18 protein-coding genes and 1 riboswitch are annotated in these 20,524 nt (G+C 46.3%); of the genes, 9 read left to right on the forward strand and 9 right to left on the reverse strand.

Going from position 1 to position 20,524, the window contains the following annotated elements:
• Positions 1–262: IS3 family transposase (locus tag T411_RS0101955; protein ID WP_027694887.1), on the reverse strand; the 262-nt coding region annotated here is incomplete at its 3' end.
• Positions 263–374: 112 nt separating this feature from the next.
• On the opposite strand from T411_RS0101955, the gene T411_RS0101960 reads away from it, so the two are divergent.
• The 4 genes from T411_RS0101960 to T411_RS0101975 all read left to right on the forward strand — a co-directional run bounded on the left by T411_RS0101960 (position 375) and on the right by T411_RS0101975 (position 2,781).
• Entirely contained in the window at positions 375–857 is a 483-nt protein-coding gene (locus tag T411_RS0101960; RefSeq protein WP_001034334.1) for a Rha family transcriptional regulator, read from the forward strand.
• Positions 858–1,151 carry a hypothetical protein gene (locus tag T411_RS0101965; RefSeq protein WP_000595765.1) on the forward strand — a complete coding sequence of 98 codons (294 nt, stop codon included), beginning with the start codon at positions 858–860 and terminating at the stop codon, positions 1,149–1,151.
• A gap of 322 nt (positions 1,152–1,473) precedes the next feature.
• Complete coding sequence (locus T411_RS0101970; protein ID WP_001917946.1) at positions 1,474–2,322, forward strand: recombinase family protein; 849 nt, start codon at positions 1,474–1,476, stop codon at positions 2,320–2,322.
• Positions 2,323–2,559: 237 nt separating this feature from the next.
• Positions 2,560–2,781, forward strand: a complete 222-nt coding sequence (locus T411_RS0101975; protein WP_001065259.1) for a transcription initiation factor TFIIIB — start codon at positions 2,560–2,562, stop codon at positions 2,779–2,781.
• 195 nt (positions 2,782–2,976) lie between these two features.
• Here T411_RS0101975 and T411_RS0101980 read toward each other — a convergent pair whose 3' ends face one another.
• Both T411_RS0101980 and T411_RS0101985 read right to left on the reverse strand, forming a co-directional pair.
• The gene (locus tag T411_RS0101980) at positions 2,977–3,657 is read right to left on the reverse strand and encodes an HAD family hydrolase (RefSeq protein ID WP_000140419.1); all 681 of its coding nucleotides are present in this window, start codon (positions 3,655–3,657) and stop codon (positions 2,977–2,979) included.
• A 138-nt stretch (positions 3,658–3,795) separates the two neighbouring features.
• Complete coding sequence (locus T411_RS0101985) at positions 3,796–4,302, reverse strand: hypothetical protein (RefSeq protein ID WP_000640597.1); 507 nt, start codon at positions 4,300–4,302, stop codon at positions 3,796–3,798.
• Between the two features lie 321 nt (positions 4,303–4,623).
• Between T411_RS0101985 and T411_RS0101990 the strand changes: the two genes are divergently transcribed.
• Both T411_RS0101990 and T411_RS0101995 read left to right on the forward strand, forming a co-directional pair.
• Complete coding sequence (locus T411_RS0101990) at positions 4,624–5,106, forward strand: CreA family protein (RefSeq protein ID WP_000935051.1); 483 nt, start codon at positions 4,624–4,626, stop codon at positions 5,104–5,106.
• Positions 5,107–5,224: 118 nt separating this feature from the next.
• Entirely contained in the window at positions 5,225–6,529 is a 1,305-nt protein-coding gene (locus tag T411_RS0101995; RefSeq protein WP_000671604.1) for an inosine/guanosine kinase, read from the forward strand.
• An 88-nt stretch (positions 6,530–6,617) separates the two neighbouring features.
• Here the strand turns inward: T411_RS0101995 and T411_RS0102000 are convergent, their stop codons facing one another.
• The 3 genes from T411_RS0102000 to T411_RS0102010 all read right to left on the reverse strand — a co-directional run bounded on the left by T411_RS0102000 (position 6,618) and on the right by T411_RS0102010 (position 11,737).
• Positions 6,618–8,579, reverse strand: a complete 1,962-nt coding sequence (locus T411_RS0102000) for an LTA synthase family protein (protein WP_001037545.1) — start codon at positions 8,577–8,579, stop codon at positions 6,618–6,620.
• A gap of 90 nt (positions 8,580–8,669) precedes the next feature.
• On the reverse strand, positions 8,670–9,662 hold the full coding sequence (gene vesA / locus T411_RS0102005; RefSeq protein ID WP_001233649.1) for a GlyGly-anchored extracellular serine protease VesA: 993 nt from the start codon (positions 9,660–9,662) through the stop codon (positions 8,670–8,672).
• A 143-nt stretch (positions 9,663–9,805) separates the two neighbouring features.
• Complete coding sequence (locus T411_RS0102010; RefSeq protein ID WP_001154248.1) at positions 9,806–11,737, reverse strand: DEAD/DEAH box helicase; 1,932 nt, start codon at positions 11,735–11,737, stop codon at positions 9,806–9,808.
• A 373-nt stretch (positions 11,738–12,110) separates the two neighbouring features.
• On the opposite strand from T411_RS0102010, the gene rnb reads away from it, so the two are divergent.
• Complete coding sequence (gene rnb / locus T411_RS0102015) at positions 12,111–14,147, forward strand: exoribonuclease II (protein WP_000485063.1); 2,037 nt, start codon at positions 12,111–12,113, stop codon at positions 14,145–14,147.
• A 94-nt stretch (positions 14,148–14,241) separates the two neighbouring features.
• On the opposite strand, the gene T411_RS0102020 is transcribed toward rnb, so the two are convergent.
• Positions 14,242–14,595 (reverse strand): DUF3024 domain-containing protein, encoded by a 354-nt coding sequence (locus tag T411_RS0102020; RefSeq protein WP_000636799.1) that lies wholly within the window; start codon positions 14,593–14,595, stop codon positions 14,242–14,244.
• Between the two features lie 207 nt (positions 14,596–14,802).
• Between T411_RS0102020 and T411_RS0102025 the strand changes: the two genes are divergently transcribed.
• Entirely contained in the window at positions 14,803–15,639 is an 837-nt protein-coding gene (locus tag T411_RS0102025; protein WP_000620570.1) for a phosphate ABC transporter substrate-binding protein PstS family protein, read from the forward strand.
• A 145-nt stretch (positions 15,640–15,784) separates the two neighbouring features.
• On the opposite strand, the gene T411_RS0102030 is transcribed toward T411_RS0102025, so the two are convergent.
• Together T411_RS0102030 and T411_RS0102035 are read right to left on the reverse strand one after the other, a co-directional pair.
• Entirely contained in the window at positions 15,785–16,456 is a 672-nt protein-coding gene (locus tag T411_RS0102030; protein WP_001261563.1) for a MaoC family dehydratase, read from the reverse strand.
• Positions 16,457–16,750: 294 nt separating this feature from the next.
• Entirely contained in the window at positions 16,751–18,301 is a 1,551-nt protein-coding gene (locus tag T411_RS0102035; RefSeq protein ID WP_001270801.1) for a cryptochrome/photolyase family protein, read from the reverse strand.
• Positions 18,302–18,570: 269 nt separating this feature from the next.
• Positions 18,571–18,677: riboswitch (cyclic di-GMP riboswitch) on the forward strand.
• 117 nt (positions 18,678–18,794) lie between these two features.
• Between T411_RS0102035 and gbpA the strand changes: the two genes are divergently transcribed.
• Positions 18,795–20,252, forward strand: coding sequence for an N-acetylglucosamine-binding protein GbpA (gene gbpA, locus T411_RS0102040; RefSeq protein ID WP_000744638.1), 1,458 nt, complete (start codon positions 18,795–18,797; stop codon positions 20,250–20,252).
• The last annotated feature ends 272 nt before the right edge of the window (positions 20,253–20,524 follow it).

Consider the following 20,524-nt stretch of genomic DNA (forward strand, 5'->3'; position numbering starts at 1 on the left):
TTAGTATTTCATTATGCTCTTCAAGGCGAGCCAGCTTCTTTTTCAATTCCCGAATTTCTATTTGCTCAGGGGTCATAGGTGAAGCTTTAGGTGTTTTCCCTTGGCGTTCTTCTCTAAGCTGGCGAACCCATTTATCCATCGTGGACTTGCCCACATTCATGGCTTGGGCTGCTTCCGTCACTGAGTAATTTTGGTCTAAGACTAGCTGCGCTGCTTCTAACTTAAATTCTGCGCTAAATAGTCGTCTTGTACGTTTTGTCATAATGTCACCTGTTAACTTATGAGGTGATGATATCACCTCTAACTAAGTGACCAAATTCACTATGCCACTACAGTCAAGGACGGCCAACATAAGAGGAGTGTGATAATCAATTATGAACAAGAAAGAAATCCAAGCCTATCAATCAGCCTTCGAGAAGTTTAACCCGTTCTATGGTGTAGACTTCCCGATTACTTCCGTTAAGCTCTGTGAGCTAATCAATAAGATGCGTAATGACCACAACGAGAAAGTAGTCGAGTTACGTCATGACCACTTGATGAATAAAATCCGAGAGTTTAGTGAGCAGGTTAACGCCCCGAATTTTCGGGTGGTTGAAAGTTCATACAAAGACACTAAAGGTGAAGACCGCAAATGTTATCTCTTAGGTAAAACTGAATGTCGAGCTATAGCTGCTACGGAAAGTAAATCCGTGTGTTACATGATAATGGTCTACCTTGACCAACTGGAACAAATCTTTGAGAAAGCCAAAGAGGCAAAAGCTACCGAGTTCGACCGTAAGCTATCAAAGCAAGGTGTTACATGGAGAGAAGCCTGTCGAACTGTAGGGATTGAACATCCTGATTTAGCCTTGAAGTAAATGATTAAGCGTGGTTTCTTCAAGAGAGACTTTGACGGTGGCTTAGTTGTTAAACCGAGTTTACTTGCTGATAAGTCATTTAAGAAGGCTGATAACCTTGGTATCAATAAAGAAGGATTCAGAGTCTTAACGAACGGCTTTAAGAAGCTTCAAGAAGCCGCCGAGCGTATTAAATGGCAGTGTCTTCAGTTCTCCGATAGACCCAAGTTACAAGCGATGTATAAAGCTAAACTTGAGGAACACATGAAGAATCAACCCAAAGTCTACGATGAGCAAGGTTTTGAGGTGGAGTAACTAATTACATCTTATCTTGTCCTGTCTTGTCTTTCCTTGATGAAAATCTACCAGAAAAATCTGAGCGACCATCTAACTAATTAAGCACAGGGATTACCCCCGTATGGTGTCCCTATGTGCTGTCACTGTATCTACTTCATCCACTGTGTTCACTGTGTTCAAAAACAGGCGTTTAGGACATCACCCTAAAGATGTTCTTAAATAGCATTCTAAAGTGTTCATAAATACTATTGATAATAAAGAACACATCATTCATTATGAACACATCTTAAAGAGCACACACACAGTAAACGAAGTAAACACAGTAAGCGAAGTAGACGCCATGAAATACTCATTAATCAAGCTATCAGCGATGAACAGCTACAGTGACTGTCAACAAGCAATAGAAGACATTGAAGCAGACCCAGAGAACTACACAACGGAAACCAGAGCAGCAGCACGTATCGGTGGACACTGTGAACTACTCAAAGGTGCTAAAGAGAAAATCAAGGCATTAGAAAAGAAAGCAGATAGTTTTATACCCTCAGATGATTCTGAAGAAGTAAACACAGTAAGCGAAACCTCTCAACGTACTTATGGGTATGGTCGAGTATCTACCGATGAGCAGACCACAAGCCAACAACTTACAGCTATTCGTGAAGCAGGTCATAAAGTAAGTGATAACCGCTTTATTGTGGATGAAGGTGTTAGCGGTGGTGTCTGTGCAATGGAGAGACCAGCATTTAGAAACCTTGTAGAAAATAAGCTTGAAAAAGGTGATACGTTAGTTATCGCTAAATTAGATAGATTAGGCAGAGACAATATTGACGTTCAACAAGTAGTCCAGATGTTAACCGATAAGGGCATCAAGCTATTCATCCTTGATTTACCAGTAGCTGATTTAAGTAGTCCTGAAGGTAAGTTAATGCTTCAGATGTTCGCTACCTTTGCTGAGTTTGAAAAGAATCGCATATCAGAGCGAATCAGGGACAAACTGAAACAGCTAAAACAAGAAGGCAAGGCATTGGGTAGACCAACAAAGAATGTTTATGACGATGTACAAGAGCTGAAAGCCCAAGGCATTAGCCAGAGAACCATTGCCGATAAACTGAACGTGTCATTATCAACCGTTAGAAGAAACTGGGTAGACACTAAAAGGTCACTGGAAGTGGTCACTGAAAGCGGTCAATAAGACGCATCTTGATGTTAGTAAACACTATCGCTACAATACCTATATTACATGTATATCAGCAGCCTTGTTGCGTGTCTTAATATGAATTGCATCTCAATTTTGGAACAAAGACAGAAAAGCTCACCAACAAACTTTTAGAAAGTGTTTATGCTAAAGGCAAATATAAAATGAAATCACAAGCCTAGCGTCGCCTACAGCGCTGAGCAACACTCCTTTTTTGCTGCTGAGAATAAAACTATGAATAACCGACTTGTCGAAGAAACCATTGCAGAAGAAACCATCGACTGCTGCCCTCTCTGCCAACACGATGAATTCTTTATTTCTGCCGACAAAGAGAAATTTTACTGCGCGAAATGTGGCTTTCACACCAACACTCTGACCAGCATTCAGCCCATGCTGGCGGCTAAAGCGAATCTCACACATCGCTTTGTCCACACCGGAATCAAAACTCGTCAATAATGGAAGCTCGTTCGTTATCGAAACCGCATTATTTCTCTGTCAAAAGATGGAAAATGCGGTCGTAACCGCCGTGATGGTAGCAATGTGAGTGAACAAGGTGCGTCAAGCCTCCACTAATTTCAGCACAACTCCCAGCGCCAAAAGAAACGGAAAAAACGAAAGCAACTGACGAAAGTGAGTCGAGAAAGGATCGGCTTACGCGGATTGGCGCATCACGCTACCACTCAAATACTCCGCAAGTTGAAGTAGATTGCTCAGCACAATCACTTGCTGAGAATGGCTGCGATGTTGGGGATTCAGTGGGCTCAATTGAAAGGTCAGCACTTCTGCATTTAATCCTGCTTCAACGCCCTTCGGTGTGTCGTCAACATAAATGCACTCATCCAATGTAAAACCCATGTTCATTGCACAATAACGGATGAGATCCGGCTCAGGTTTCCAGCTGTTCGCATCAAAAGCAGAAAAAATCCGCCCTTCAAAATAGTGCTCAAGACCGGCGAGAGTCAGGGTCATCGCGATTTTTTCTCGTGGCGCGTTTGACGCCACACAAAATTCAATCTGGTTACGCTTCAAGTAATTGAGTAATGCCCTCGCGCCCCCCATCGGAGAAAGTTTGCGCCGAAACGTTGCCGCGACAATCGAGCGGTAACGCTGCTCAAGCAAATCAATATCCGCTGTTATCTTCGCCAGTTGGCAAGCCGCATGGAGAATGTCGGCGATTTTGCCACCCGAGAAATGCTCAGCGACCTGCTGGTAGCTTAAGGCCACCCCAAGTTCGCCAAACACTTGTACCAGAGCTTCACAGCACAAACGTTCGCTGTCTACTAAGGTTCCTTCGCAGTCAAAAATGACACACTTTACTCTGGATTCAGTCATTACTTATTCCTCCATCCCCATTAGCAGTGTATATCTCACTGTGGCACTAAAAAGGATGGAGTTAACAGAATGGCAGAAAACCATGCACAAACGTGCATAACTTCTACCGAAGTCACTCTTTTACGAACAGAAAGTGGCTCAAAGTTCGATGTAAGGGGTAGCATCACTCGCGGTGATGGCTTGCCATTTCGCATACAGCGCTTGAGCAAATGCTTCGCGAGTGTCAAATAGAGGGTTGGGTTTCACAACCAGATCGGAAAGCAGAACCATGTGCTCATGCTCCGTCACCATACCTGCCGCAACGGGTTCGCCAAGATGAAATCCGAGGAATAGTTGGCATGGCGGTGAGTAAATAATTTGGGTAAAAAACTCAACCAAACGTTCTTGCTCATGCTGGGTTGAGCTACGCGTTGCCTGCAAGAGAGCAAACCAGACAGTTAAACGATGAAAATCCACCAAATAAATCTCTTGCAGTAATGGCGCATCACAGGCCTGCGGTTGAAACAACGAAACTTCAGTGTGTCGGCTTAACGCATGGTAAATATCGCGCCCCTCTAAACTTTGAGCAGTCGGGAATTCGACATCCACTTGACTCGATAACCACTGATTTTTGGCCGCAACCACAGGTGAGGGAGAGTAAATCATAGGGGACTTCTTCTTGGTTGGTGAAGCAACACCTAATCAATAAGCGTCGCAGTAAACGCAGCATACTCATCAAGCCCACACGGAACAAGCTTTAATCCCTTTTGATGAGCAATTGCGTATCTTGGTCTTAGCCATGAGGCTGCACTATCTTCAGAAAATCAGTATGATGTAAACCCAAATAACCTGATGTTGCCGCGATAAGCATCCCAATATCAGGTAGGAAGGTGATATCCCAATACAGCTTGAAGCTAAACGATGCTCACGCGCGCTGCCGTTGCAAGTTGGCAGGGTAAACACAATTAACGTAAACGGAACCTGATTATGCTCAATTCTATTCGCACTGCTTTGCTTCTTTCCTTCGCTTTCGTTTTGAGTGGTTGTGATCGCTCAGAAGTCGGTGATGTCAGTCTCGGCATGTTTACCTTGAAAGATATTAAAATCAACAACTTGACCGATCCTGTTGTAACGGGCGTGACTTGCCATGTAGCCAGTATTGAAGCCGATTTAAGCTTGGCCGATCCATCAGACTCCTCGATTTCTTGTCGCCAAACGGGTGAAATTACGCCAGAAATGATCGCGCAAATTGATAAATCCTCTTCAGGCGAAGTGGTCTTTCAAAAATCCAAAAGTATTTTCTTCAAATCGATGAAAATTCGCCGTATTTTTGATGCGAAAAACCAAACCCTGATGTATCTCTCCTACTCGACTAAAGAAACATCCGGCAGCTTTAAACACAGCCTGTCTACCGTGCCGCTGTGGGGCACTCAAGCCTACAACGCCTTCCCTGAAACACAGAACAAATAGCTTCATCCATCGCAGCCTGAGGTGTGCTTTACATCACTTCAGGCTGCAATAAAAATGAAAGTAATCTGTCACACCTGTGATATGATGCGCGAAAATTTTTTCAATTAACACTTTCAAAATGAAGTTTCCCGGTCAGCGCAAATCTAAGCACTATTTTCCAACTCACGCCCGCGATCCACTCGTCAACCAGATTCAACAAACACCAAAGCTCCATCGTCCGACGATTGTCGGCGTCGGCCAAACCATCGTCGATATTGAAGCTCGCGTTGATGATGAATTTCTTACCCGCTACGATCTCAGTAAAGGCCATTCACTGGTACTGGAAGAGAGTAAAGCGGATGCTCTCTATCATGAATTGGTCGAGCGTGGATTGATCACTCACCAGTATCCGGGAGATACGATTGGCAACACATTGCACAACTATTCGGTTTTAGCGGACAGCAAATCGGTATTGCTGGGTGTGATGTCGAAAAATATCGAGGTGGGTTCATACGCTTATCGCTACCTATGTCGTACTTCAGCGCGGATGAATCTAAACCACTTGCAAACAGTGGATGGCCCTATCGGTCGCTGCTACACCTTGATTTCTGAAGATGGTGAACGTACGTTTGCGATCAATGAAGGGCACATGAACAAGCTGCGCCCTGACAGCATTCCAGAAGAAGTGTTTGATAAAGCTTCGGCCTTGGTTGTGTCATCGTATTTGATGCGTGGTAAGCCAGAAGACCCTATGCCACAAGCGGTGCAACGTGCCATTGAAATCGCAAAAGCACGCAGCATTCCTGTGGTTCTCACCTTAGGCACAAAATATGTGATCGAAGGGAATGCCGAGTGGTGGCAAAACTACATGAAAGAGCATGTTACCGTTGTCGCCATGAATGAAGAAGAAGGCGCAGCGCTGACGGGCGAACGCGATCCTCTACTTGCTGCAGATAAAGCGCTGCAATGGGTTGATTTAGTGCTGTGTACGGCAGGCCCTGTGGGTTTGTATATGGCAGGCTATATTGACGAATCAGCAAAGCGCGAAACAGAGCTACCACTACTACCGGGTAATATTCCTGAGTTTAATAAGTACGAATTCAGCCGCGCAATGCGTAAAGAAGATTGCCGCACACCACTGAAAGTTTACTCTCACATTGGTCCATACTTAGGCGGCCCGCTGGAGATTAAGAACACTAATGGTGCTGGCGATGGCGCACTTTCCGCGTTACTGCACGACATGGCGGCAAACGCGTATCACCAACGTAATGTGCCGAATTCAGCCAAACATGATCAGCCATACCTGACCTATTCCTCGCTCTCTCAAGTGTGTAAGTACGCCAACCGCGTCAGCTATGAAGTGTTGACTCAGCATTCGCCACGTCTGTCACGGGCTTTACCTGAGCGTGAAGATAGCTTGGAAGAAGCGTACTGGGATCGTTAATTGATTATCGTGGACAAAACTCTCACTCTTTAATAAAGAAGGCGACCATTGGTCGCCTTCTTTATTTTCCAGTTAATGAAATGGCTTATTATTCCAATTCATAACTTTTTTGTGCGGTGTAGAAATTCTCTTTGAATGCCAGACTCCCCCACATCGCATTAGCATGCGCGCGAGTCACGATCGATTCGTCAAGCTGAAGTGGTGTCATCTTATGTGTCACTGAGTCATATTGATAGGTCGTGATATCTTGTCCTGGCTGCAATACAACCACTTGGTTATCCGGTGTTAACCAACCAAAGTTTTTGTCACGTTGCATCATAGCGCGTTGCTTTTCAACCGGAACGTCTTGGGTTAAATCAAAGCCAATCATTGGGTTTTGACTACTAATACCGGCTAAGGAGAGTAGCGTCGGAGCTAAATCCAACTGGCTGAGTAAGCGGTCATCTTTACGCGCTTCAATGCCACCACCAAAAATAACCGCTGGAATATGAAAGTATTCCACAGGGATTGGATTGGTACCTTGTGTACGCGCGTCATGGTCTGCGACAACAACAAACACGGTGTTATCCCAATAAGGAGATTTTTTCGCCTTTTCAACAAATTGCCCCAACGCGTAGTCAGCGTATTTCACTGCATTTTCTACCGTCTGTTTCGGTTCATTGTATGGTGTAATCACGCCATCAGGGTATTCAAACGGGCTATGGTTAGACGAGGTAAATACCAAACTAAAGAAGGGTTTACCTTCTTGTACCATTTGCGTGAACTGCTCATCAGCTTTATTGAACAGATCTTCATCCGACGCTCCCCACGAACCGACAAACTTAGGATTTGAGAAGGTAGGTAGATCTTGCATATCCACAAAACCGTTGCCGAGGAAGAAGCTCTTCATATTGTCAAAATGGCTCTCGCCACCATAAATAAATTGCGTGTGGTACTGCTGAGTTTTCAGCAAGCCTGCAATTGAGAAGAAGTTATTCTGGCTTTTACCTAACTTCACCACAGAGCGAGCAGGCGTTGGAGAAAATCCTGTGGTTACTGCTTCAATACCACGTACAGAGCGAGTACCCGTAGCGTACATGCGAGTGAATGCCCAGCCTTCGTTAATCAGTTTGTCCATGTTTGGAGAAACATCGATTCCCCCAAGGCTTTTTACATAACGCGCCCCGTGGCTTTCCATCAACAAAATGACGATGTTTTTAGGTGCACCTTGGTAAGTCGCAACATGATTGGCCAAAGACGGTTTGTCATCACTAATAAAATCTTCCGGGGCTACAGTCATCGAAGCACGAACTTGATCGATCACGAGTTGTTTATCCATTTTCGGATAAAATTCAAATGCGTTGGCCTCTGAGCCCATTTGCTTGGCTGCGAAAATCACTGAATACGCGGAGTTGAGCGCAAGATCGTTCATCAAAGGATCGCTAGAGAAAGAGACCATTGCAGGGTTCATTGGGCGATGCCCTAAAGAAGAACGAGCTCCTAATACCCCAACAGTGACCACAAGCACAGCAATCACTGGACGCCAATACCACTTGGGGTAATGCAAGTTGGAAACGAGTGTTTTACTCCATCGCCAGCCGAGTACAACCGTTAATACACTCACGACTAGGCCGATAAATAGCTCCAATTTGTAACCCGACCACAGCATACCGAAGACTTCTTTCGGATAGATAAGGTATTCCACAAATAAGCGATTAGGGCGCAGATCGTACTCAATGATAAAAGGAGGAGTAGCCACTTCCATGTACACAACGAACCATAACCCAGCCGTGATCCAAAGACGCAACACCCAATTCCAAATGCGGCCTAACCAATGCTCACCAGAAATTAAGCTAGTCAAAAGTGCAGGTAAAATAAACAAATAGCAGATTGACGCAAAGTCCACCCTTAAGCCACTAGTGAAAATGCGTATCCAGCCGTCAGCATTCGTTACGCGATCAAAATGCCACATAGCAAGACCTAAACGTGATAGCGCAAAAATGACTAATAAGGCGAATACAGCGCAAACGATAGGATAAAGAGGCCCAAAGAATAATTTGAGTTTATTCAAAGTCGTTACCTTGGTGTGTATATATTGAGAAAGTGAATACCGATAATCTCAGATTAACATCTCAAATCAAACACACCTTGATCATAAAGTTCAAATTTTCAGATTGTTACGTCGAATAATCATCAACATGCCTAAAAAGAAAGCAATAAGCAAAGAGACACCTCCTCCAGATGAGCTCTCACTCACGCTAACCGTTGTAGTCCCTCCTGCAACCAACTGCCGTACTCCATTACTTTCTGTAACGTAATATTTGGGCGTCTCTAATCCATTCATGACACGTAATATCCAACTGTAGTAATCGGATACTTCCGTGAATACCGAGGTAACGGGCAGCGCTGGATTGCCACAGGTTGATGGTCCAAAACTGGTGATCCCAATTTGCACATATCCAGAGCCACTATCCCAATAGACAGGACCTCCGGAATCCCCAGAGCAGGTGGAGTTGCGATACGAACCGATTTGTGGCCCTGTAAAGCAGACATGCCCAGGGCCTAAATTAGCACCGTAATAAGCCGAGCAGGTCGCAAACGGAACAAAGGTTAAGGTGGTCTCTAATAAACGGGTTCCTCCGGCGACATTACCATTCACATAGCCGTGACCAATCGCTTTATAGGTCCCATTCACGTCATAGCTGTTATTGATGGAGCTATTGAGTACCCCAACGAAATTACTCACGTTAAGGTCGCTTTCTAACTTGATGATCGCAATATCATTTGGCCAATACACTGCCGAAGAATCGACATAGTTATCGGGATAATAAAATTCCGCGGCACGAGCAAGTTGAACATTGCCATTGGGGAACTGGCTTTCATCTTCCAACTGAGGAACCACAACGGTATACAACATGGTATAGCTATTGCCATAAATACAATGTGCTGCCGTCAAGATATAACGTGAATTCAGAACCGTCGCACCACAGTAGGTTCCTGAGCTGTATTGATAAGGAGAGATATAAATCGCCAAGCTGGCAAACGAAGGGTAGTTTGCGACATTCGCATTGGTACCATTGACGATGTACGGCGAAATCTCAACCGCAGAAACTCGCGTTGTCAGCAGTAACAGGAGCCATAGCCATTTGCGCATGCGTCACCTCATTGGTTGAATTGATTGTTCTGCTTATTTATCACCCGCTTAAAGTGTAGCAATGAAATGAAACTATGCGATGCAGATAACAAAAAACCCGCAGTTTTACCTGCGGGTTTATCAATTCAAATCACATGTGTGAATTATGCTTCTTCGCGACGACGGCTATGGCCACGCTCACCACGGTAGCTACCACTGCTCTCACCACTACGGTTGCGCTCAAAACGACGCTCACCTTCACGGAAAGGACGGCCTTCACCACCACGGCCACGACCACCTTCGCGGCCGCCTTCACGACCACCACGGAAACCGCCTTCACGGTTGCCTTCTGGACGACGACCACCTTCGCGACGTGGACCACCTTCACGACGAGCACCACCACGAGATTCGCGGAAGTCATCGAAGTCACACACTACAGCACCCACTTCTTTCTGGCGGATACGCAGCTTACGTAGCTTGCTAGAAACGTCATTTGACATGGCTTTTGGTAGCTGAACAAACGTATGGCCTTGAGCCAGTTTGATCGCACCGATAGAACCTTTAGTCAGACCCAGTTCGTTTGCGAGAGCACCAACGATGTCTTTCACTTGAACGCCTTGGTCACGGCCAACTTGCAGTTGGTAAGTATCCCAATCGTGGTTTTCTTGATCGCGGCCACCGAATTCACGACGAGCAGGACGATCACCATCGCGGCGGTCATCACGACGCTCACGACGACGTGATTTTTCACGCTCCATCGCTTCGATCATTGGATCAGCGCCGACATAAAACAGTGGACGCTTACCTTGCTGACGTTTCAGCAGGATTGCAGCCAGAGTCGTTGCATCAATTTCCAGTGACGCTTGCAGTTTTTCAACCAAATCAGCGAAACGCTCCAGCGAACTGAACTCTTTATCTGCTGCCAGCTCTTGACCCAGCTTAGTCAGACGAGATTCAGCCACTTTATCGCGGTGCGGCAGTTGGATCTCTTCCATTGAAGAACGAGTGACACGCTCGATAGTACGTAGCATGCGGATTTGGTTAGTACGAACCAGCAGGATCGCCTTACCTTTACGTCCAGCACGACCAGTACGGCCGATACGGTGGATGTAAGATTCCACATCAAATGGAATATCGTAGTTGTATACGTGAGTGATACGAGGAACGTCCAGACCACGTGCAACAACGTCGGTCGCAACCAGAATATCAATCACACCTTGTTTGATATGATCAACAGTACGCTCACGCAGAGACTGAGGGATATCACCGTGCAGAGCCGCTGCTTTGAAGCCACGCGCGCACAGCCAATCCGCTAGACGCTCAGTATCCTGACGAGTACGTACGAATACGATAGAAGCATCGGTTTCTTCGGTTTCAAGCAGACGAGCCATCGCTTCATCTTTCTCTACACCTTTTACTACCCAGTATTGTTGCTCAACTTTCGCGACCGTTTGGTTAGAGCCCGCTACGTCAACACACTCTGGATCACGTAGGAAACGCTCAACAATTTCTTTAACCATTGGCGGCATAGTGGCTGAGAACAGTACGCGTTGTGCAGACTCTGGCGCTTGTTCCATGATCCAAGTTACGTCATCAACGAAGCCCATTTTCAGCATTTCGTCTGCTTCATCAAGGATGAAAGTATGACATTCGTCTAGGTGTAGACGATCACGAGTGATCAGATCTTTTACACGACCCGGCGTACCCACAACGATGTGAGCGCCAGATTTCAGAGCGCGCATTTGATCAAGAATTGAAGCACCACCGTAGATCTCAAGAACCTTGAGGCCTTTGATGTTTTGGCCTAGGTTTTTGATCTCGGCTGCTACCTGAATCGCCAGCTCACGTGTTGGCGCCATAACGATAGCTTGTGGCTTGTACTGAGATAGATTAAGTTTGTTGAGCAGAGGCAAAGAGAATGCCGCTGTTTTACCTGTACCTGTTTGCGCTTTACCCAGTGCATCACGGCCTTCAAGCAGAACAGGAATCGCTGCTGCTTGGATAGGAGTTGGTGATACGAAGCCCATTTCGGTTAGGGCAGAAAGGATGGCGCTGTTCAGTGCTAAATCACTGAATTGAATTGCAGTATCTTGCATGGGGATCCCACTAAATGAAGAAATAACCAAGGTCCCACGTGCTTTACCATTTCCAACCAATCCAATGAATTGCTGAGTCCGTTCAGATGCGGATAAGTATTAAAACGCATCAAGCCGCTAGGGACATATAAGGGACGCGGATTATTCCCTAAAAGCATAAAAAAAGCTAGGAAAAATTGAATTTCATCACAAAAATTTCTTAGCAAAGGAAAAATGACGTCTCATTGACCGGAAAACCCCGTTAAAACACCAAAATTGCTGACAATTTCAGCGAATAAATAAACAGCCAACGGCGCTCAATCTCACGTTTTCGGTAGTAATCCAGCCCCTCAATGATTATAGTGTGCCCAACTTAAACGGTTAGATAAAAAAGATGTTCCAAGACAATCCGCGCCTCGCGCAGCTTAAGCAAAAAATCCAAGAAACCCTGCCTAAAAAAGAAGGCACCATCAAAGCCAGTGACAAAGGTTTTGGCTTCCTCGAAGTCGATAGCAAAACCAGCTACTTTGTTCCGCCTCCTTATATGAAGAAGTGTATGCATGGCGACAAAGTCGTGGCTTTCATCCGCACCGAAAATGAACGCGAAGTGGCTGAGCCTTCTGAACTCATCGAGCAATCGCTGACTCGCTTCATTGGTCGCGTAAAGCTATTTAAAGGCAAACTCAACGTCGCTCCCGATCATCCACAACTGAAAAAGCTGTCGCTGAAGGCAAAAACCAAGAAAGGCCTCAACGAAGCTGACTTCCAAGAGGGTGACTGGGTGGTCGCTCATCTTGTGCGCCACCCGCTGAAAGGTGACGATGGTTTCTTTGTGCAGATTTCACACAAAATCACCGATGCCAATGACAAAATTGCCCCTTGGTGGGTGACATTAGCAGAAAACGATCTGCCCAACAGCGAGCCAGCGGGCATTGACGATTGGCAACTGAAAGATGATGCAGACTTGGTTCGTGAAGATCTGACCGCGCTGCCTTTTGTGACCATCGATGGTGAATCGACCAAAGATATGGACGACGCGCTTTACGCACAGCAACTGCCAAACGGTGATTTTGCGCTGACTATCGCGATTGCCGATCCAACCGCTTACATCACCCCAGAAGATGAGATGGACAAAGTCGCACGCGAGCGTGGCTTTACCATTTATTTGCCGGGTCGCAACATTCCAATGTTGCCACGCGATCTGGCTGATGAGCTTTGCTCTCTGATGGAAAACCAAGTTCGTCCAGCGCTATGCTGCTCAGTCACTATCCGTAAAGATGGCGTGATTGGCGATGATATTCGTTTCTTCGCAGCCAACATCAAATCTCATGCACGCCTAGTTTACGACCATGTTTCTGACTGGTTGGAGACTGGCAGCTCGGAACAATGGCAACCAAGCGAAGAAATCGCCCAAGTAGTGCGCGACCTCTACGCTTTCTCACAAGCACGTGCGAACTGGTGTGAGACCCATGCCGTAGTGTTCCCAGATCGTCCAGACTACCGTTTTGAACTGAGCGCAGATAACGATGTGGTGGCGATCCATGCGGACATGCGCCGTACGGCAAACCGCTTGGTTGAAGAATCGATGATCACTGCGAACATCTGTGCGGGTAAAACGCTGCAAACTACATTTGGTTTTGGTGTATTCAATACCCACGCGGGTTTTAAAGCTGAAAAAATGGCCGATGTAGTAGAGCTCATGGCGGTCAACGGCGCACCCAATGCGGATGCAGAAACGCTGGCAACCGTAGAAGGCTTTGCCGCTCTGCGCCGCTGGCTAGCCACGCAAGAAACCAGCTACCTCGATAATCGTATTCGTAAATACCAAAGCTACAGTGAGATTGGCAACCAGCCTCTCCCCCACTTCGCGATGGGCCTTGATGTGTACGCAACATGGACTTCGCCGATTCGTAAATACGGCGACATGATTAACCACCGTCTGCTGAAAGCGCACATTCTCGGCAAAGCCCCGGTGCAAACGCCGGATGAGACAGTTGGTGAAGAACTGGCTCTGCACCGTAAACACCACAAAATTGCTGAACGTAATGTGGCAGATTGGCTCTATGCGCGCACGCTGGCTGATGAGCCTGCGAAAGAAACCCGCTTCCAAGCTGAGATCTTTGATATCAACCGTCCGGGCATGCGTGTTCGCTTACTCGAAAATGGCGCAATGGCCTTTATTCCGGGAGCTCTGATCCTCGATAACAAAGAGCGTATCGAGTGTAATGGTGAAGACGGCACGATACTGATCGATAAAGAAGTGGTGTACAAACTTGGTGATGTGCTGGAAATCGTCCTGACAGAAGTCAATCAAGAAAACCGCAGCTTAGTGGGTAAACCAACGCAAGTGTTTGCTGATCTGGTTTCAGAGACGCAAACCAGCACGGAGCAACCTGCTGAGGGCGCAGAAAATAACGAGCCCCAAGCTTAATTCGCTTGGTTTGAGTCTCCTTCATTCAAAAGGCATTCTTCGGAATGCCTTTTGTTTTTCTCGTCTGGCGAATAACCCCATAAGCGGGCCAAGCCTATACCCAAAAATACGCTTTCGGATCTTTCTCCACTTCGCGGATGATGGCGGTTAAATCCTCGCTACGCGCCAAAAATGGATAAGGGATCCAAGCTTCACTCTGCGCTTTTTGTTGATCGTAGGCGTAGAGCGCCCACTGTTTAGACGCTTCTTCCCAGACGATTTTTGCAACCAAACTTTCGTAGTCACAACGGGTTGAGTCGAGTTTGTAGTGGCACAGAATAAACTGCACCCCGTGCTCGATGGGCTCAAAGCTCGACTTGCCCAGCTCAGCAGGTAAGCTCTGGTTGCGGCTCATGCAAAGCAATTCTGCACGGCGTTCAAGCTGTCTCTGGAGAAGATTGACAATCATTTTTAACCTCATCGGTGTCTGAGTCTGCTCAGTATGGCTATCTGAGCGATGCAATTCCATGATCTCCACATCATTTGAGTATAAGCAATGGGTGCAAGCTCGGTGAATTTCACCAATCAACTCACTAACCTAGAGCTGCCTTCACATTTTTGTCATACGTTTCAGGCATACTGCGTAAGATTTTTTTGACAATATGGGAGCTAATTTATGATCAGGATGGCACTTGCCGCCGTTTGCGCACTTCTTTTTTCCATCACAACGATGACACCCTTTGTGCAAGCAAGTGAAATAACCATTTCAGGTTCCACCTCAGTGGCCAGAATTATGGACGTACTGGCTGAAAAATATAACCAACAACACCCCGAGACTTATGTCGCAGTTCAAGGTGTCGGTTCTACCGCTGGGATTTCTCTTTTGAAAAAAGGCGTCGCGGATATCGCTATGACCTCACGCTATCTCACGGAAAGTGAAGCGCAAAACACCCTACACACTTTTACGCTGGCTTTTGATGGTTTAGCGATTGTGGTCAACCAAGCCAATCCAGTCACCAATCTTACGCGAGAGCAGCTATACGGCATTTACAAAGGCCAAATCACCAACTGGAAACAGGTGGGCGGTAACGATCAAAAAATCGCGGTCGTGACTCGCGAAGCCTCATCGGGTACTCGCTACAGCTTTGAAAGCTTGATGGGATTAACCAAAACCGTCAAAGATCGTGAGGTTTCCGATGTTGCGCCGACCGCGCTTGTCGTCAATAGCAACAGCATGATGAAAACGTTAGTCAACCACAATACTCAAGCGGTTGGCTTTATCTCTATTGGCTCGGTCGATAAATCCGTCAAAGCGATTCAGTTTGAAAAAACAGATCCCACTTCTGACAACATAGCTAAGCACACTTACCAATTATCACGCCCGTTCTTAATTTTGCACTACTCAGATAACGCAGACGAACAGACCAAAGAGTTCATCGCCTTCTTAAAGTCTGAAAGCGCTAAAAAATTGATTGTGGAATACGGCTACATTATGCCAAGTGATGTGGAATAAACCACAAGAGCATTACTCTTACTACATGAGTTTCTGCATGGTTGCACCATAGTTCTTCATGGTTTACCACACACAGTGTGCTTCAGAAACGAACAAGGAGAGCAAATAGGCTCTCCTTGTTGATTTATACTGATGACACAATGGGCTAGAAGTGCAGTTGGATCACTGACACTACAACACAACCCGGACGACGAACGCCCTCGATCTCAACCTTGATTTCACGCTCAATCTCAAGTCCCTTCTTAATCGGGGTCACTTTCGACAAAGTACTCACGGCACGAACTCGATTACCCGCTTTTACTGGATAAGGGAAACGTACCGAGTTCAAGCCAATATTGACCACCATTTTAGCGGTTGGAAACAAGGTTTTCTCTTCATCAACGCTGTCGGTTAACTTTGGCAACAATGCCAGCGTTAAAAATCCATGCGCAATCGTCGTTTTGAATGGCGATTCCAACGCCGCACGATCCGGATTGGTATGAATCCACTGCATATCTTCAGTGACTGCACCGAATTGATTGATTCGCTCTTGATCAACCAGTAACCAATCTCCCGTATGGATCACTTCACCCACCTGGGTTTGCAACTCGTCATACAGTGCTTGAGCCTCGGGTTTGAGTTCAATCGGCTCAGGGATCGGCGTATCTTCATTGGCAGGCAGATGCAGATCTTTTACCCACCCAAACAGTGGACGGCTTTGGGTCTTGTTTAAAATATCATCCCAGTACTCGCGCACAGACGGAGACATCCACTGCTTAAATTCAGTGTGCTTAACCAAGTTTTCAGCTCGATGCTTCAGAAGCTCAGCGACTCTCATCAAAACCTCATTCTTAACCAAGAAGAAATGGAAACGACCTAATTTTGAAGTACTTCACAGTAAGCTGCAATCACTTTCGGGCGTACATGCGTAACCTGTAACCAACAAAAATGTTTAAAAACAAAGCATTATCAATAAAACATTATTTTATTAGCTTTTGAACAATTAGAGCAAACACACCATTTATTTCCATCCTTTTGCGCTACGTTAGCCAAGCAAACTCGTCAGCAACTTGCGAAGGATTGTAGAATGCCAAGCAAATATTGCACCGAATCGGTACTTTCTAACCCTCATTTATAAACTTTCAATCTGGCTCAGATACGCATCAGCCGTGCTCAGGATCGCTTGCTGAGAATCGCTCGTCATCTTGTCCCACGTTTTGTATAGCATTCCGATGCGAGGATTGTTGGCGAGTCGATCACGATGTTTAAGCATAAACCGCCAGTAAAGCGAATTTAGCGGGCACGCTTTCTCTCCGGATTTGAGTTTCACTTGATAAGCACAAGAGGCGCAGTAGTCACTCATTTTATTGATGTAGGAACCACTGGCTGAATAGGGTTTGGTGGCGATCAATCCGCCATCCGCAAACAGAGCCATACCTCGCGTATTAGGAAGTTCGACCCATTCAATCGCATCGATATAGATACCTAAATACCAGGCATCGACTTGATCAGGGTCACACTCGGTCAGCAAGGCAAAATTCCCTGTCACCATCAAGCGTTGAATATGATGCGCGTAGCCAAAATCCAGTGACTGAGTGATCGCCTGCTGCAAACAACGCATCTTGGTTTGTCCATTCCAGAAATAGCTTGGTAACGGCCGCTGCGCTCCTAAATGATTGCGTGTTTGGTAATGAGGCATATTGCTCCAATACATGCCGCGCACATATTCACGCCAACCGAGAATTTGTCGCACAAATCCTTCCACTTGAGCTAACGAGATCTGCCCTTGAGCTGCGCGATAAGCACTAATAGTAGCTTCAATCACTTCGCGAGGTGAAAGTAGCTTACTATTGAGCGCAAATGAAAGTCGGCTGTGATACAGGCTCCAGCGATGGGGATGCTGCGCCGTCATCGCATCTTGAAAGCGACCAAAATTAGGCAAGCAAATTTGGCAAAAATGCGCCAATAAGGAAAGCGCTTGCGCACGATTGATAGGCCACAGCAGTGACTCTCCGACTTGTCCGATAGACGGAATCCGATGACGTTCTATTCGCGCCTTGATGGACGCAACGGGATTATCAAAACAGAGTGGCGTCGGCAACTGAAGAAGATCTGGCGATTTCAGTTTATTACGATTGTCGGCATCAAAATTCCACTGTCCACCTTCAGGTTTGCCATCAGCCGTCATCAAATAACCAAAACGCTTACGCATTCGTCGATAAAAGTGTTCCATCAGCACGGCTTTGCTTGCGGGAAATTGCTCTGGGATCTCCGCAAACGGTAGCAAGAAGTGCTCAGTATCAACGCACCCTATTGTGATGCCGGATAGGCGCAAATTGGCCATTTGCTCAAGCAGTCGATACTCGTCAGGTCTTTGGTATTGGAAAGCATCGGCCTGAACTTGCTGGCAAATCTGCGCGATCAGATCGGGTAAATCGTTATATTGCGCGCTGGCATCCAGATCCAGATGCCATACGTGATGCCCTTCTGCACTTAAATAATCAGCAAAAGCTTGCATGGCCGCAAAAAATGCACACTGCTTTTGAATGTGATGGCGAACGTACTCCTGCTCCTGATGCAGCTCTGCAATCAGGTATAAAACATCATCCCTATGCTCAGAAAACCAAGAATGAGCATGGTTGAGTTGGTCACCCAATATCAATCGCACAACGGAATAGCGCATGGTGCTCCTTAATCAATACCGCGACAGAAGAATGCATTATCTTCCATTCATGCTTTGGGTATACGTTTAAAACCGCTCTCCGATCAGTGGTTAACCTGTATTGACACGGTAGAAACCGAGTAAAGCATCAACCTTTCATATTGAATAAACATCATATATTTCATGAAGATATTAGTTATTTAACTCTAAAAAATAAGCGTGAGAGCTTGATTCCACATATTGAGTAATGACTTCGCTTTCTCTCTTGGTCTTAAGTAAATTTGCTCTCGGTCACACTTTGGCAAACCCTTTGGAAAAATGGGACGCAAAGCTTCCGGTCTGTCGGTCAAGAAAGCTCATAAAGCACTCTTACACCTAGGATAGCGGGGTTACCAATTCGGTTTATGCCGTTTTGTCTTATGCGTTGCTGAAGGTGCTGAAGTTCAGATTCACTCTGAACTGCGTCTGGCGCTTTGCCAGACAAACTATGTCAGCTAACAAAGAAGAGTCTGTGATGAAAAAACAACCTAAAATGACCGCTATCGCCCTGATCCTCTCTGGTATCAGTGGATTAGCGTATGGACACGGCTACGTTTCCGCAGTGGAAAACGGTGTCGCCGAAGGACGTGTCACCTTGTGTAAATTTGCCGCTAACGGCACTGGAGAAAAAAACACTCACTGTGGCGCGATTCAATACGAACCACAAAGTGTCGAAGGCCCAGATGGCTTCCCGGTCACTGGCCCTCGCGATGGCAAAATTGCCAGTGCGGAATCGGCACTGGCGGCAGCGCTGGATGAGCAAACCGCCGACCGTTGGGTAAAGCGCCCAATTCAAGCTGGCCCGCAAACCTTCGAGTGGACGTTTACCGCCAACCACGTCACAAAGGATTGGAAATACTACATTACCAAACCAAACTGGAACCCAAACCAGCCATTGTCGCGTGATGCATTTGACCTCAATCCGTTCTGTGTCGTTGAAGGAAATATGGTGCAGCCACCAAAACGTGTCAGCCACGAATGTATCGTGCCTGAGCGCGAAGGGTATCAGGTCATCCTCGCCGTATGGGATGTGGGCGATACCGCAGCTTCCTTCTACAACGTGATCGACGTGAAATTTGACGGTAACGGCCCAGTGTTACCGGATTGGAACCCAGCAGGTCAAATCATTCCAAGTATGGATCTCAGCATTGGCGATACCGTGTACACTCGCGTGTTTGATAACGAGGGGGAAAACCCCGCTTATCGCACTGAGCTGAAAATTGACTCTGAGACGCTAACCAAAGCCAATCAATGGTCTTACGCTCTGGCGACTAAAATTAACCAAACGCAAAAACAGCAACGTGCTGGTCAGCTTAATGGCGATCAATTTGTTCCCGTTTACGGCACCAACCCGATTTATCTGAAAGAAGGCAGTGGCTTGAAGAGTGTTGAAATTGGCTACCAAATTGAAGCGCCACAGCCTGAGTATTCACTGACGGTTTCTGGTCTAGCGAAAGAGTATGAGATTGGCGAACAACCGATTCAGCTTGACCTGACTTTAGAAGCGCAAGGTGAAATGAGCGCAGAGCTGACGGTTTATAACCACCACCAAAAGCCGCTGGCAAGTTGGTCACAAGCGATGACGGATGGCGAGCTGAAATCAGTAACCTTAGAACTGAGTGAAGCCAAAGCTGGACACCACATGCTGGTTTCTCGCATCAAAGATCGCGATGGCAATCTGCAAGATCAACAAACTCTCGATTTCATGCTGGTTGAACCGCAAACACCACCAACACCGGGTGACTACGACTTTGTTTTCCCGAATGGCCTGAAAGAGTACGTGGCTGGCACCAAAGTGCTCGCTAGTGATGGCGCAATCTACCAATGTAAGCCATGGCCATACTCTGGCTACTGCCAGCAATGGACAAGTAACGCTACTCAATACCAACCGGGTACCGGCAGTCATTGGGAAATGGCGTGGGATAAACGTTAAGTTATCCTCCCTCTTACACCCATCATCCCTCAGCTCACGCTGGGGGATTTTTTATTCTCCAGTGGCTACCTCTCCACTCTTTCTTCGTGCTTTACCCTTCCTACTTGAAGCAGCTGCACTGTGGGCTAGATCCATACTAATTTGCCTCTTATTTACCACCTACATACAACTCCAGCGTCGTTGAGAAACCTCTGAGAGAATCGAGTCTGCGGCACTTTATTTATAGTTTTATGTTCAAATTTATTTACTTATCGAATTAATCTAATTTGTTG

It is taken from the genome of Vibrio cholerae ATCC 14035 (genome assembly GCF_000621645.1).
Classification (GTDB): domain Bacteria; phylum Pseudomonadota; class Gammaproteobacteria; order Enterobacterales; family Vibrionaceae; genus Vibrio; species Vibrio cholerae.

Excerpts from the sequence above, each read along its gene's own strand:
- T411_RS0101960 (WP_001034334.1), top strand. The coding sequence starts at position 375 with ATGAACAAGAAAGAAATCCAAGCCTATCAATCAGCCTTCGAGAAGTTT.
- T411_RS0101965 (WP_000595765.1), top strand. The coding sequence starts at position 858 with ATGATTAAGCGTGGTTTCTTCAAGAGAGACTTTGACGGTGGCTTAGTT.
- T411_RS0101970 (WP_001917946.1), top strand. The coding sequence starts at position 1,474 with ATGAAATACTCATTAATCAAGCTATCAGCGATGAACAGCTACAGTGAC.
- T411_RS0101975 (WP_001065259.1), top strand. The coding sequence starts at position 2,560 with ATGAATAACCGACTTGTCGAAGAAACCATTGCAGAAGAAACCATCGAC.
- T411_RS0101980 (WP_000140419.1), bottom strand. The coding sequence starts at position 3,657 with ATGACTGAATCCAGAGTAAAGTGTGTCATTTTTGACTGCGAAGGAACC.
- T411_RS0101985 (WP_000640597.1), bottom strand. The coding sequence starts at position 4,302 with ATGATTTACTCTCCCTCACCTGTGGTTGCGGCCAAAAATCAGTGGTTA.
- T411_RS0101990 (WP_000935051.1), top strand. The coding sequence starts at position 4,624 with ATGCTCAATTCTATTCGCACTGCTTTGCTTCTTTCCTTCGCTTTCGTT.
- T411_RS0101995 (WP_000671604.1), top strand. The coding sequence starts at position 5,225 with ATGAAGTTTCCCGGTCAGCGCAAATCTAAGCACTATTTTCCAACTCAC.
- vesA (WP_001233649.1), bottom strand. The coding sequence starts at position 9,662 with ATGCGCAAATGGCTATGGCTCCTGTTACTGCTGACAACGCGAGTTTCT.
- T411_RS0102010 (WP_001154248.1), bottom strand. The coding sequence starts at position 11,737 with ATGCAAGATACTGCAATTCAATTCAGTGATTTAGCACTGAACAGCGCC.
- rnb (WP_000485063.1), top strand. The coding sequence starts at position 12,111 with ATGTTCCAAGACAATCCGCGCCTCGCGCAGCTTAAGCAAAAAATCCAA.
- T411_RS0102020 (WP_000636799.1), bottom strand. The coding sequence starts at position 14,595 with ATGATTGTCAATCTTCTCCAGAGACAGCTTGAACGCCGTGCAGAATTG.
- T411_RS0102025 (WP_000620570.1), top strand. The coding sequence starts at position 14,803 with ATGATCAGGATGGCACTTGCCGCCGTTTGCGCACTTCTTTTTTCCATC.
- T411_RS0102030 (WP_001261563.1), bottom strand. The coding sequence starts at position 16,456 with ATGAGAGTCGCTGAGCTTCTGAAGCATCGAGCTGAAAACTTGGTTAAG.
- T411_RS0102035 (WP_001270801.1), bottom strand. The coding sequence starts at position 18,301 with ATGCGCTATTCCGTTGTGCGATTGATATTGGGTGACCAACTCAACCAT.
- gbpA (WP_000744638.1), top strand. The coding sequence starts at position 18,795 with ATGAAAAAACAACCTAAAATGACCGCTATCGCCCTGATCCTCTCTGGT.